Annotated in this window: 11 protein-coding genes; 5 read left to right on the top strand and 6 right to left on the bottom strand. The window is 73.3% G+C overall.

Annotated features, from left to right (window positions below; genetic code table 11):
• Positions 1-74: 74 nt before the first annotated feature.
• Complete coding sequence (locus WMF20_RS33790) at positions 75-1,496, top strand: penicillin-insensitive murein endopeptidase (RefSeq protein WP_437605962.1); 1,422 nt, start codon at positions 75-77, stop codon at positions 1,494-1,496.
• 147 nt (positions 1,497-1,643) lie between these two features.
• Entirely contained in the window at positions 1,644-2,270 is a 627-nt protein-coding gene (locus WMF20_RS33785) for a hypothetical protein (RefSeq protein WP_437605961.1), read from the top strand.
• Between the two features lie 63 nt (positions 2,271-2,333).
• On the opposite strand, the gene WMF20_RS33780 is transcribed toward WMF20_RS33785, so the two are convergent.
• Entirely contained in the window at positions 2,334-3,512 is a 1,179-nt protein-coding gene (locus tag WMF20_RS33780; RefSeq protein WP_437605960.1) for a hypothetical protein, read from the bottom strand.
• 92 nt (positions 3,513-3,604) lie between these two features.
• Here WMF20_RS33780 and WMF20_RS33775 point away from each other — a divergent pair, with 92 nt between their 5' ends.
• The gene (locus tag WMF20_RS33775; RefSeq protein WP_437605959.1) at positions 3,605-6,436 is read left to right on the top strand and encodes an ATP-binding protein; all 2,832 of its coding nucleotides are present in this window, start codon (positions 3,605-3,607) and stop codon (positions 6,434-6,436) included.
• A 132-nt stretch (positions 6,437-6,568) separates the two neighbouring features.
• Entirely contained in the window at positions 6,569-7,057 is a 489-nt protein-coding gene (locus tag WMF20_RS33770) for an acyl-CoA thioesterase (RefSeq protein ID WP_437605957.1), read from the top strand.
• Between the two features lie 36 nt (positions 7,058-7,093).
• Here WMF20_RS33770 and WMF20_RS33765 read toward each other — a convergent pair whose 3' ends face one another.
• Both WMF20_RS33765 and WMF20_RS33760 read right to left on the bottom strand, forming a co-directional pair.
• Positions 7,094-7,837 (bottom strand): M15 family metallopeptidase, encoded by a 744-nt coding sequence (locus WMF20_RS33765; RefSeq protein ID WP_437605955.1) that lies wholly within the window; start codon positions 7,835-7,837, stop codon positions 7,094-7,096.
• Between the two features lie 192 nt (positions 7,838-8,029).
• Positions 8,030-8,425, bottom strand: coding sequence for a VOC family protein (locus WMF20_RS33760; RefSeq protein WP_129578198.1), 396 nt, complete (start codon positions 8,423-8,425; stop codon positions 8,030-8,032).
• A 687-nt stretch (positions 8,426-9,112) separates the two neighbouring features.
• Here WMF20_RS33760 and WMF20_RS33755 point away from each other — a divergent pair.
• Positions 9,113-9,784 carry a DUF2378 family protein gene (locus WMF20_RS33755; RefSeq protein WP_237244330.1) on the top strand — a complete coding sequence of 224 codons (672 nt, stop codon included), beginning with the start codon at positions 9,113-9,115 and terminating at the stop codon, positions 9,782-9,784.
• A 395-nt stretch (positions 9,785-10,179) separates the two neighbouring features.
• Here the strand turns inward: WMF20_RS33755 and WMF20_RS33750 are convergent, their stop codons facing one another.
• The 3 genes from WMF20_RS33750 to WMF20_RS33740 all read right to left on the bottom strand — a co-directional run bounded on the left by WMF20_RS33750 (position 10,180) and on the right by WMF20_RS33740 (position 12,392).
• Positions 10,180-11,520, bottom strand: coding sequence for a PAS domain-containing protein (locus WMF20_RS33750; protein WP_437605954.1), 1,341 nt, complete (start codon positions 11,518-11,520; stop codon positions 10,180-10,182).
• Positions 11,521-11,721: 201 nt separating this feature from the next.
• Complete coding sequence (locus WMF20_RS33745) at positions 11,722-11,931, bottom strand: hypothetical protein (protein ID WP_237244329.1); 210 nt, start codon at positions 11,929-11,931, stop codon at positions 11,722-11,724.
• A gap of 50 nt (positions 11,932-11,981) precedes the next feature.
• Positions 11,982-12,392 carry an energy transducer TonB gene (locus WMF20_RS33740; RefSeq protein WP_437605953.1) on the bottom strand — a complete coding sequence of 137 codons (411 nt, stop codon included), beginning with the start codon at positions 12,390-12,392 and terminating at the stop codon, positions 11,982-11,984.
• Between the last annotated feature and the right edge of the window lie 109 nt (positions 12,393-12,501).

Genomic DNA, 12,501 nt, shown 5'->3' with positions numbered 1-12,501 from the left:
GCCGCAGCGCGGCACGGGGGCCGGGCGGCGCCGGCTTCTTGGCCCGGCCCGCCGAAACCCCGTAACGCACCGGTGTGCCTCGACCGATCTCCGTGCTGTTCACGATCCTGGCGCTCTCCTTGCCCGGCGCCCCGGCGGCCGCCGCGGCGCCGGACGCCCCGGCGCGCTCTGCCGCGGGGGCGCCGGCGGGCTCGAAGGCGCGCTCTGCCGCGGGGGCGCCGGCGGGCTCGAAGGCGCGCTCTGCCGTGGGGGCGCCGGCGGGCTCGAAGGCGCGCTCTGCCGCGGGGGCGCCGGCGGGCTCGAAGGCGCGCGGCGGCGCGGGCACGCGGCCCCGCGCGGCGGCCCCGCGCGCGCGGCTCACGACCGACATCGGCAAGGGCCACCGCCCCCGCGCCGGCGGCGCAGGGCCGAGATCGACCGAGCCGGCCAAGACGAAGGCCCCGCCCAAGCCGCCCGCCACGTCGGTCGGCCACCCGAACGAGGGGCACCTCGAGGGCGGCGTGCGGCTCGACACCTCGCGCAAGGACATCCGCGTCGTGCCCGCCTACGCCCACGCCGACGTGCGCTGGGGGCTGCCGGCGCTCGTCGGCATGATCGAGCGCGCGGCGCGCGGCGTGGCCAAGCGCTTCCCGGGCGCCGTGCTCGAGGTCGGCGACCTGTCGCGCCAGCACGGCGGCGACGTCCACCGCCACAACTCCCACGAGAGCGGCCGCGACGTCGACCTCGGCTTCTACGCGCTCGACGGCCGCGGCAAGCAGATCCACGCGCCGTACTTCCTGCGCTTCAACGCCCGGCTCGCCTCGACCAACCTGACCGGGGCGCGCTTCGACCTGCCGCGCAACTGGCTGCTCGTGCAGCACCTGCTCACCGATCCCCGCGCCCATGTGAGCCACATCTTCATCTCCGATCCTCTGCGGCACGCGCTGATCGCCCACGCCAAGCGCATCGGCGTCTCCCGCGAGCTGATCGTCCGCGCGCAGCTCGCCATGATGCAGCCGACGGGCTCCGAGCCGCACGACGACCACATGCACGTGCGCATCTCCTGCCCGAGCGCCATGCGCGGCAGCTGCATCGAGCTCGCGAAGAACGCCCCCTCGTTCCGCACGCGCGCGCGCATGGCGAAGGCGGCCAAGGGGCTCCGGACCCCGGCGTCCCCGCGCCCGCAGGCCGCGCGCCCGCAGGCCGCGCCCGCGCCGGAGCGGCCCCGCGAGGCCGGCGCGAGCGGGCGCGACGCCGCGAAAGGCGCGCGCCGCGCGGACCCGCGCCGTGAGGACCCGCGCCCCGAGAAGGCCGAGCGCCGCGCTCCGCCCCGCGCGGGCGAGGCCGACGCGATCCCCCTCGCCGCCGCGCGCGCGGCAGCGCAGCAGCCCATGGGCGGCCTCGACCTGTCCTTCCTGCGGCCCTCCACGTCCCAGGAGGACGTCGAGGCCGATTCGGACGGCGCCGACGCGAGCGGCGCGCTCGACGAGAGCGGCGCGCTCAAGATCACGGACTGAGCCCGCCTCCCCCCGCGCGACGCCGCGGCAACGTGCAGCTAACGCATTGCATTGCAGGTGGTTCCGCAATCTGGGATCGGGACGCCATCGCGTCTTTACCGCGACAGAAGACCTCGGGCAGACTGGGGCGAAATCATGGGGGTGCTCATGCGGCAAGCGGACTCCCACACCTCGATTCCCACGCTTCCATCCGCTCCGTCGCTCGTCGCGAAGGAGCATGATCGCCGGGCGCTGTTCGCGGCGCTCACCTTCGTCGACAAGCCTCCCCGGAGCGCGGCGGCGCTCTCGGGCTGGTTCGAGAAGCACCTCGTCGCGCCCGGGCGGATGCGGCGCCCAACCTATGTGATGGAGGGCTTCTCCATGCAGGTGGCGCTCGGCCCGGCCGCCCCGGAGGATCCGGACGAGCCCGAGCTCCAGGCGCTCGTCGAGGCGGCGCGGTTCCGGGTGCTCTCGTCGCTCCGCGCCCTCATGCCGCCCGCCGCGGACGATCGCTTCCTCGCCGCGGCGATCGACGACGGCCGCGTGCGCCGCGCCGGCGACGGCGCGCTCTGGGAGCCGTGCCCGCGCGAAGAGGACCTGCTCAGCGACATCGTCCTCAGCCTGTTCGCCGCGGATATCCTGAGCTACCGCGAGTTCCACGACGCCTATCTCTGCGTCTGCAAGACCTGCCTCCGCATCGACTTCGATCCGAGCCGCTCCGGCCGGACCGGCTGCCCCGAGCACCAGCCGACCGCCACGGTCAACGTGATGCGCCGCAGCCGCCCGCCGCTCTGACGCCCGGCCCGCGGTCGCACGGGACGATGCGCCGGCGCGGCGCGGGGGCTCGGCGGGCGCGGCTCAGAGGCAGCCGAGCCGGCACCGGGACGCCTGCTCCAGGCACGTCGACAGGCAATTCTGGTAGCGCTGGTACTGGCTGCCCTGCGTGGGCTCCTTGCCGCATTGCGTCGCCCTGCACGCCTGGTGGCGCCGCTCGCACGCCCCCACGCACCCGGAGTTGCCGCCGGCGGGCGCGTTGGCGGCCGCGGCGGCCGCGCGCGGCGCCGCCCCGGGGGCGTCCGGCCGGGCGGCCGGGACCTCCGCCGGCGCGTCGCTCCGCTGCGCCGGGGCCGCCCGCTGCGCCGCGTGGGTGGGCGCCGGCCCGCAGCGCTCGAAGGCGCGGCGCATCACGTCGTCCGCGGCGCCGGGCGGGATCTCGCACGCCCGCGCCACGCTCTCGATCCGGCGCTCGATCGCGGCGGCCGCGCGCGCCGCGACCCCGTCCGGCCGGGCGGTGGTCGGCGGCGCGGGCGCGGCGCTCGCGGCCGCGGCGCTCGCGGGCGCCGCCTCGCCGTCCGGCGCGCTCGACGCCCGGCCGATCAGGAAGGCGACGACCAGGCTGGCCACCACGAGCCCCAGCGCGGCGAGCAGGAGCCGCGAATCGACGCGGCGCGCGGCCCGCGCCGGCGCGGGCTCGGCGGCGCCCGGCGGGACGGCCGGGCGCGCCGGCCCGCCGGCGCCGCGCGGCCGCGCCGCCGCGGGCTCCGGCGTGGGGACGGTCGGCGTCCGTGTGGTCGGCGGGATCGGCGGCGGCGCCAGCGTCGGGACCTCGGTGGGGGGCGAGGGCACCGGCTGCGGCGCGAGGTTCGGCAGCGGCGCCGGCCGCGGGATGTCGGCGTGCGCCTGTGCGATCGACGAGGCGGGCGGCACCGTCGGCATGTCGGGCCACTCCACGAGCGGCCGCACCGCGCGGAGCTGCTCGACGAGCGACCAGAGCTCGCGCCGCTGCTCGAAGCGGCGGACGAGCTCGTGCGCCGCCCCCTGCATCCCCCGGTCCCAGGGGATGTCGGGCACGCCGAGCTCTTCTGCGAAGCGGCGCAGCTCGGCCAGGCTGAAGCAGGCCGCGATGCGCCCGCGGATCTCCGCGGCATTGCGCGCCGTGCTACCGGCGCGCGGCGGCGTCCCCGTGACCTCGTCGTCCACGCCCCGCAGCTTACCGCACGCGCCACCGAAGCCGAACCTGGTATAGGCTCGGGACATCGTGTCCCGCGCTGCGGCACCCGAGGACGCGGAGGCAGGGAGATGAGCCGAGGGGAGTGCCCCGCGCTGCGGCACCCGGGGACGTGGAGGCCATGGAGATGAGCCGAGAGGACAGTGCAACTGGCGCAGCGACGCCCGCCCGCGCACCGCTCGTCGGGCGCGAGGCCGAGCTGTCGGCGCTGGCCCGCGCCCTCGACGCGGTCGAGCGGGAGCGCTCGACGCGGACCGTGACGCTCGTCGGTCCGCCGGGCATCGGCAAGAGCCGGCTCGCGCGCGAGTTCCTCGAGGGGCGGCGCGAGGGCTCCGCCGCGCTGCGCGTCTACTCGGGCGCCGCCGGCGACGTGGCGTCCGCGTACGGCATCTTCGCGCGGCTCCTGCGCGCCCGCTTCGGCCTCTCGGACGCCATGGACAAGGACGCGGCCCGCGCCGAGGTCCGCGCGCAGGTCGCGCACGTGATGGGCGACCGCAAGGTCGGCGACGTCATCTACTTCCTCGGCCAGTTCATCGGGCTCGCGTTCGGCGACAGCCCCCTCACGCGCGCGGTGCAGGACGACCCGGCGCAGGGCGACCTCATCCGCCGCGCCGTGCTGAAGGCGTTCCTCGAGGCGGACGCCGCCCAGGGCCCCATGTGCCTCCTCTTCGAGGATCTCCACGCGGCCCACGACGACTCGCTCGCGCTCCTGCGCTACCTCATCGAGTACCTCGCGGGCCCGATCCTGATCGTCGGCGCGGCCCGCCCGGAGCTGCTCACCCGCCAGGACGACTGGGGCAAGGTCGGCGAGCGGCGCCACGCGCTGCTCGAGCTCACGCCGCTCGGCGAGGCCGAGGCGGCGGAGCTGGCGCGGGCGCTGCTCGCGCCCTGCACCCCGCGCGGCGGCGAGGACGTCGTCGTCGTCGACGCCGCGGGGGCGGAGTCGCAGGCCCGGCCGGGCGCGCCGCCCGAGCTCGTCGAGGCGGCCTGCGCCTTCGCGAACGGCAACCCGGCGCTCATCGAGCAGATGGTCCGCATCTGCCACGACCAGGGCGTGATCGAGGAGCTCGCGCCCGACTCGGGCGGGCCGCGCTGGCGCGTGCACCTCGGGAAGCTGTCGACGGCGCGCCTCCCGGCGACGGTCGAGGACGCCGTGAACGTCCGCCTCGCCGCGCTCGATCACGACTGCCGGCAGCTGCTCGAGCAGGCCGCGACCATCGGCCCGGTGTTCTGGAGCGGCGCGCTGTTCGTGCTCGGCCGGGCCGGCTGTCAGGCGCCCGAGCTGTGGGGCGAGGAGCAGAGCGACAAGGATCTCGACCGGATCAACGCCGCGCTCCGCGCGCTGTGCGACCGCGGCTACCTGCGCAAGCAGGGCGAGTCGAGCTTCGCGGGCTCGGACGAGTACGTGTTCGTGCACGACAAGGAGCGCGAGGCGCTCCAGAAGCGGATGAGCGCCGCGGCCCAGCGGCGGTACCACCACGCGATCGCCGAGTGGCTGGAGCAGCAGGTGGCGGTGCGCGCCAGCGAGGAGCTCCTCGCCGAGCTCGCGACGCACCGCGAGCGCATCGGCGACGCGGTGCGGGCGGGGCTGTCGCTGCTCGACGCCGGGGACGTGGCGCGCGGGCGCTACTCGAACGCGAAGGCCGCGGAGTACTACGCGCGCGGGCTGTCGCTGCTCGGCGACGCGCACGTCGCGCGGCGCATCGACGCGCTCCACGACTACGGCGACGTCCTGCAGCTCGCCGGGCGGATCGACGACGCGCTCGCCGCCTTCCGCGAGATGCTGACGCTCGCCTACCGGCTCGACAACCGGCGCAAGGGCGGCGCCGCGCACAACCGCATCGGGCGGCTCTACCGCGACAGCGGCTCGCTCGACGAGGCCGGCAAGCACCTCACCACCGCGCTCCGCCTGTTCGAGGGCGCGCGGGACGAGCGGGGGATCGCGTCGACCATCGACGACATCGGCAAGCTGCACTGGCTCCGGGGCGAGTACCAGGAGGCGCTCAAGTGGCTGCGCGACGCGCTCGCCCGCCGCGAGCGGATGGGCGACCGCCGCTCGATAGCGCTGTCGCTGAACAACCTCGGGCTCGCCCTGCAGGACTCGGGGGAGTTCAAGCAGGCGCTCAACACGTTCGAGCGGTCGCTCGCGATCCGGCGCGAGATCTCGGACCTGCTCGGGGTCGTGGTGAGCCTGAACAACCTCGGGATGATCGCCCAGGATCAGCGCGACCACCGCCGCGCCCTGAAGCTCTTCGAGGAGGCGCTGGAGGTGGCGCGGCAGGTCGGCGACCGCAACCGGACGGCGCTCATCCTGACGAACATCGGGGGGACGCTCTACCGGAGCGGCGATCCCGACGAGGCGGTGCGGGTGCTGCAGCAGGCCGAGGAGCTCTGCGACGAGCTGGGCGACCGGCTCGGCCTGGCGGAGGCGCGGCGCGCGCTCGGGAAGGCGTACATGCTCCGGGGCGACCTGGAGAAGGCGCGCGACTCGATCAGCCGGGCGGTGGACCTGTTCGCCTCGGTGCGGAGCAAGGTGCACCTCGGCATCGCGCTCCGGACGCTCGGCGAGATCACGGCGGCGGGCGGCTGGGGCAGCGCGAACACGAAGAGCGCGCGCGCGTATTTCGCGCGGTCGGTGAGCATCTTCGAGGAGACGGGGAACGAGCTGGAGCTCGCGCGCACGTTCCAGGCCTACGCGCGGTTCTTGACGACGGACCGGAGCTTCGTGGCGAACATGGCGGCGCGGCGCGAGGCGGTGACGATGAACGAGCGGGCGGAGGCGATCTTCGGGCGGCTGAAGATCACGTCGATGCGCTTCGAGGACGAGCCCACGCTGCCGACAGGGCCGCCGGGGCTCGCGAAGCAGCCGGTGTCCTCGCCGAGCCCGGGGCGGGCGGCGACGGCGGAGGAGACGTCGTTTCCGAGCCCGGGGCGGGCGTCCACGTCCAGCTAGCTGGGCGTCCCAGAGCTAGCCTCGGGCGCGGCATGGCAGCAGCGCGTGCCGCGCGAGGAATCAGCTTTACGGGGGTAGACCGTGGTCGCGGCGGTGAGGACGAGCTCGGGGGCACGGTGATACACCTGCCGGGTGAAGCCCCACCACGAGAAGCGCGCCTCCGATTCGGTCACGACCATGACCGAGTACGTCCTGCCGACGCACGCGAACGCGCTCGGAACGATCTTCGGCGGGCAGGTGCTCGCCTGGATCGACCTGTGCGCCGCCATCTGCGCGCAGAGGCACACCGGCAGCACCGTCATCACCGCCGGCATCGACGACCTCTCGTTCGACCGCGGGAGCAAGGTCGGTCAGGTCGTGCGGCTGTCCGCGCGGGTGACCGCGACCTTCCGCACGTCGCTCGAGATCCTGGTGTCCGTCGAGGGGGAGGACGCAGCCACGGGCGACGTCTGGCCCATGGTCACGGCCTTCGTGACGTTCGTGGCCGTCGACGCGTCGCTGCGGCCGACCGCCGTACCGCCGCTCCGGCTGGAGACGGACGAGGACCGCCGCCTCGCCGAGGCCGCGGCGGAGCGGCGCGCGCGGCGGCTCTCCCGGCGCGGAAGCGGCCGCAGCGCGTGAGCGCCGGCGCGCCGGCGCGGGGGGCGAGCGCCGGCGCTACTTCTTCTTGAACCGGTCGGGATTCCCGAGGAACTCGAAATGCATCGTGTCCTCGAGGTCGTCGTGGCCCAGCCAGTCGAAGCCGTAGCGCTCGAACGCCTTGATCCAGCAGCGGGAGAGGGACGTGCGCTCGTACGCGGTGCGCTTCTTCTCCTGGCACAGCGGGCTCGTGGGCCACGGATCGACGCAGCCGCAGCACGGGTTCCGGTCAGGATCGATGTCGATGGCGATGCCGAACAGGTGGTTCGAGATCTCCGCGCCCCGGTAGCTGTTCGCCGTGCGGAACCCGCCGACCGCGCGCGGCGTGTAGCGGCGGGACTTGCTGGAGCACGTCGCGCGGATCCGCTTCTCCACGCAGTGGAGCGCGGGCGCGATCTTCTCGTGGACGGAGACCGGCAGACCCATGAACTGCACGGTCTTCGCCTGGGAGTGGGCGCTCTCGGAGTTGTGACGCCGCGTCTCCTCGGTCTCGACGTGGCCGTAATGCTCGGCGAGGTAGCGGACCGCCTTCGCGTGCTTCTTCGGGTCGAGCATGCCCTTCTGGACGAAGGTGCGCCGCTTCAGGAACTTCTGCGGGCTCTGCACGCGGCACTCGTACTGCGTCGTCTTCTTGCTCTTGCCCCGCGCGGCCTCCTTCGCCTCGGCGACGGGCCCGCCGCCGAGCCCCGAGGGGCCGACCGCGAGCAGGGCGAGCGCTGCTGCCACGAGCACGTGCACCCGTGTCCGGCCGTTCGCGTTCACGCGCGGAGGTTAAGCAGGCCGGGTCAGGGGCGGCAAGGACTTGCCGCAGGTCCCCGTCAGGAGATCGCCGTCAGGTGACAGGGCGCACCCTTTCGGCCGGCTGCGCACTGCGTCGCGGCGGCCGTGCCGCCACGGTGGCGACCGCGCCGCGAGGGCGCTCGCGGCCGCGCCGCCGCGGCGCAGCGATCGAGCTCATGGGGTGGACCACGGCGAGCAGATCTCCACGAGCACGCCGTTCAGGTCGCGCACATAGGAGACGCGCTGGCCCCAGGGCATGTCGTGGGGCTCCGCGACGGGCGCGGCGCCGGCCTGGACCGCGCGCGCGAACGCCGCGTCGACGTCCTTGCTGGTCACGGCGATCTCGAACCCAGCGGGACGCGCGCCGGGCCGGTTCTTCACGAACTCGGGCAGGTGCTTCTGGACGAACTCCTCCCGCACGAACCCGAGCGGCACGTCGCCCTGCATCTCGCAGTAGTCGTTGCCGCCGGAGACGAACTTGCGCTCGAAGCCGAACGCGCGCTCGTAGAACGCCGCGGCTTCCACCGCGTCGGGCACATAGACGATCACGCCACCCAATCCTGTCTTCATCAGAGCCTCCTCGCGGGGCTTCCGCCCACGCGCTCCGGCAACCTACGGCGGCCCTCCTGACAGCGTGCTGTCAGGAGACGCGGCGCCCTCCCGACGGCGCGCATCGCCGTGCTGCACGAGGCGCAGCGGGAGGCCGAGCGCCGGCTCATCGCAACGCGCGAGCAGCGCTCCGATGACGCAGCGCCGGACGGGGAGGTGCAGATTCTGCGCAGCGATCACGTTCAGGTCGAGCGCACGCGGAGCCGCGGCTGCTCGACGAGCTCTTCGTGGCCGAGGAGCCCTCGCTGCGTGCGGCGGAGCGCCGCGATCTCGTCCTACCGGTGCGCGGATGGCGCGTTTGACGCGGTGTTCCTTCGGCCAGGGCGCTCGCGGATGTGTCTCCGCATACGCGCGCTCGCGGCGGGCGCGGAGGTCGGTGCCGTCCTGGCCATCGGCCCCGGTTGCACCGCTGAAGCGGCGTTTCATCCATGCAAGGGAAATCCGCCGTGAATCCCCTTGTTCGTGCGGTGACTCGTTCCGGGATCGAGCGGCATGGCCGTTGCACTATCGGGCGTGTTCCCTTCGCTGCGGTGGTTGCCGCAAGCGGCCCCGTGTTGAGATTTTTTTCGCCGCGAGCTCCATATGAAAGAGGTCCGCAGCGACCAGCGCCGGCAAGCCAACGAGACGCCGATTCCCAGGAGCGGTGTCATGCGCACCGTGCCTCGAAGCGTCATGCCGGCGAGCGCGCCGGCCGCCGAGGGGCCGCTCGTGGGGCCGAACGGTGCGTCCTTCGAGGTGCGTCCGTCCGATCCGCTCCTCGGCAACATCGACATCGACGCCGTGGTGGCGGCGGTCCCCGAGTTCTACGCGATGAAGGGGATGTTCTTCAACGCGCTGGCGGCGACGCTCGGGGAACGGTTCGCGCAGGTGGTGACGACGCTGTCGAGCCCGCCGCGGGGCGGGCTTTACCTGCCGTTCTCGGACTATCCGATGCGCGACTTCCTCCGCGTCTACGACGCCGCCGCCCGGCTCTCGCACCCGAACCGGAGCTCGCGCGAGGCCTACCGCCGCCTTGCGCGGCAGCAGGTCGCGGCGTTCCGGGAGAGCGCGCTCGGTCGGATCACGATGCACCTGGCGACCGACCCGGGCGCCGCGCTGATGCGCTACACGGGGAGCCTCGGCGCGCTCGTGAAGGGGCCGTCGGCCAGGGCGCGGCAGCTGGGGCCGTCGGAGGTGCAGGTCGACATCGGCAGCTTCCGCGGGATGCTGGAATACCCGCTCGGGAATTTCGAGGCGCTCGTCATGGGATACGGGGCCAAGCCGACCATCGCCGTCGAGGTGCGAGGGCCGGACGCGCTGCAGTTCGTGGTCAGCTGGTAGCCCGCGCCGGCGGGAGGGTCAGCGCGGCGGGGGCGGGTGGGCGCTCGGCCATCCGCCAAGACGGGCAGCGTGGGAGCTTGCGCTGAGAACACCACCCGGCATGTCTCCCTTCGGGCCACGCCACCTGGGACGTTGTGTTGCGCGCCACACAAGGCGCGCCTGGGACGCCGAGCCCTCTGGGAACTTATGGCACCTCGGTCGGTGCTCGCCGCGCCCACCCGCCCCCGCCGCGCTGACCCTCCCGCCGGCGCTACGGTGGTGTAAAGGGGGGGCAATCCGGTCGCGGAGCGAGCGGCGGGGAGCGGACACGGCGGCTCATACCGACGTCGCCGAAACCGCATGACAGGACGAGCGCCGGCACCGCCGGCGGTGCGAGATTCTGCTTTCGGACGGATTCAACCTGCTTGTCGCGAGCGCCCCGTGTGGCGGAGGGCGTACGCGATGCCGCTTTGCAAGGTGCCGAGCGTGGTGATACCGGACAGGTCCACGCCGAGCGTGACCAGCGTCTGCGCCACGTCAGGGCCGACGCCGGTGAGCACCACGCGGGTGCCGAGCAGCTGGGCGGCGCGCGCGGTCCGCGTCAGCGCGTCCGCAACGTGCGTGTCGACCGCGCGCACGCCCGTGACGTCCAGGATCGCGGTGTGGGCGCCGTGATTGCTGATGCCGGCGAGCAGCGTCTCCATGATCTGCGCTGCGCGCGCGGTGTCGATCGTCCCTACCAGCGTCATCGCCACCACCTGATCGGCGATCGGGATGAGCGGCGTGGACAGCTCCCGGAGGGCGGCCTGCTGGGCGACGATGATCTTCTCCTGCAGCGCGGCCCGTTCGGCCTCAGCGTGCCTCAGCGACGTGGTGTTGGTGACGACGCCGCCGAGGCCGATCGTCTCGCCACGCCCGTTGAGGATGGGGAATTTGACCGTGGAGAAATGAATGCTCGTATCGCCGAGCAGCAGGACCTCCTCGCACTGTATCGCCTTCCCCCCGGCAAGCACATCGCGCTCCCTCGCCACGACCTCGTCCGTGGCCTCGGGGGCCAGGGGGCTCAACTCATGTTCCTTCTTGCCGATGACGTCGACGACGTGCCTCCGATAGACCTCCGCGTGAGCGCGGTTGGTGAAGACATATCGCCCGTCGATGTCCTTGATGAAGATGGAGTCGCGCGAGTGGTCCACCAGCTGAAGCAGCAGCTGAAGCCGCCCGAGCAGCGCGTGCTCCCTCCACGACGGGTCGCCGGCGTCCTCCACGATCGCCGCGATCTCGCGCGCGGCGCCGCGGTCGTCGCGCAGCACCGCGTAGGTCCACCGGCAGAGGCGCGCCTGCCCGTCTTTCGTCCTGCCCTCGCTCGTGACCGAGGCAAACCGGTTCTCCGCCCAGTCGAGCATGTGCGCGCGCACCGCGTCCGGGGACACCGGATCTGCGGCCACGAGGTCGGAGAGCGCGCGACCGACGGCCTCGCCCCCGCTCCAGCCGAAGACGCGCTCGGCGCCATCGTTCCACCGCGTCACCGTGCCATCGGGGCGCCAGCGGATCTGCGCTCGCTCCGGCGTGAGCAGCCACGCGAGCGCGGCGAGCGCGGCGTGAGCGTCCTCGCTCGCCGCGCTGCGCGGCGCTACCTCCTCGCCCGCAGGGCCGTTGGATCGCTCCGCGAGCGCCCTCTCCAACTCCTGCACGCGCGCGCGCAGCGCCGTGATCTCTGCCGTGAGCCGCCCGGTTTCCCCCAGCCCGTCGTCCGCCATTGGTCAGTTGCTCGACTGTATGCGGAGCGTGCGCGCGTTTGCAAGGTTATCCCGGAGCGCACGCAGCTCGGGGCAAACCGAGCGTCGCCTGGCCCACAATGCCGACCGGCATCGACCCGAGCTTCTGGCACACGAGGTCGTGTCGCCACGCGCGCGAGGGCGACCCGCAGGACGGTGGATGTCAGCGGATCGAGAGGGCGCTCACATCGGCTCGGGCTCGTTGGGCTCGGCCTTCTTCCTCGCGCTGGCGGCACGGGACCGCTGCTCGGCGCGCCGCGCTTCTTCCGCCGCGTCCTCGTACGGCGAGAGCAGCCGTTCGCGGAGCAGCGCGTGCGTCTCGTCCCTGTCGTCGTCGTACTCGGCGTGGACTTGGACCATGAGCGTGCCGTAGGCCTCGTGCCACGCCTCCACCGCCCTGATCGCCGGATCGGCGCTCTTGGCCTCACGCTGCGGGCGGCGGATTATCGAGCGGTCGAGGGCTGCGGCTTCTTGAAGTAGCGGACGGTGATTGGCGGCGTCCAACCATGGATCGGCGATCCATACCGGTCTTTTGATGGCACGTAACGTTTCGTCATTGCGCACTCGGCTGCGGCCGATCCGAAGCCGTAGCCAGAGTCCTGCAGCACCATTGCCTGTCGGGGAAAGCCGTCGAGCTCGACGTAAACCCTCACGACAGCGGTGCCCTCGTCGATGCCGTTCTTTTCTGCCTCCTCGGGGAAAGCACAGGCCCACGTTCCACGGCGTGCCGGGAGCTTGCGCGCTTCGTCCTGCTGCGCGGCACCCGGCGTCGCGGCCGTCGTGGCCTCGCATGCGGTCGTGGCCCATAGGGGCAGGAGCAGAAGCGTCGCCATCACGCGGCTGGAGCGTTCCATCAGGAGACGATATCACCGAGCGACTGAGGTGGCGTCGCCGCGCTGCCTCGCGCGACGACGCATGGGCGCCTCGTCCCAGGGCGAGAGACCACGGCGAGATGGGTTGTGG

The sequence above is a fragment of the Sorangium sp. So ce834 genome, assembly GCF_051521425.1.
Taxonomy (GTDB): Bacteria; Myxococcota_A; Polyangia; order Polyangiales; family Polyangiaceae; genus Sorangium; species Sorangium cellulosum_D.
Note: the sequence above shows the minus strand (reverse complement) of the source record. Positions and strands in the feature narration are given on the sequence as shown.

What these genes read in the sequence shown, in the direction of transcription:
- WMF20_RS33785 (WP_437605961.1), top strand. Translation starts at nt 1,644, where the DNA reads ATGCGGCAAGCGGACTCCCACACCTCGATTCCCACGCTTCCATCCGCT.
- WMF20_RS33780 (WP_437605960.1), bottom strand. Translation starts at nt 3,512, where the DNA reads ATGTCCCGAGCCTATACCAGGTTCGGCTTCGGTGGCGCGTGCGGTAAG.
- WMF20_RS33775 (WP_437605959.1), top strand. Translation starts at nt 3,605, where the DNA reads ATGGAGATGAGCCGAGAGGACAGTGCAACTGGCGCAGCGACGCCCGCC.
- WMF20_RS33760 (WP_129578198.1), bottom strand. Translation starts at nt 8,425, where the DNA reads ATGAAGACAGGATTGGGTGGCGTGATCGTCTATGTGCCCGACGCGGTG.
- WMF20_RS33755 (WP_237244330.1), top strand. Translation starts at nt 9,113, where the DNA reads ATGCGCACCGTGCCTCGAAGCGTCATGCCGGCGAGCGCGCCGGCCGCC.
- WMF20_RS33750 (WP_437605954.1), bottom strand. Translation starts at nt 11,520, where the DNA reads ATGGCGGACGACGGGCTGGGGGAAACCGGGCGGCTCACGGCAGAGATC.
- WMF20_RS33740 (WP_437605953.1), bottom strand. Translation starts at nt 12,392, where the DNA reads ATGGAACGCTCCAGCCGCGTGATGGCGACGCTTCTGCTCCTGCCCCTA.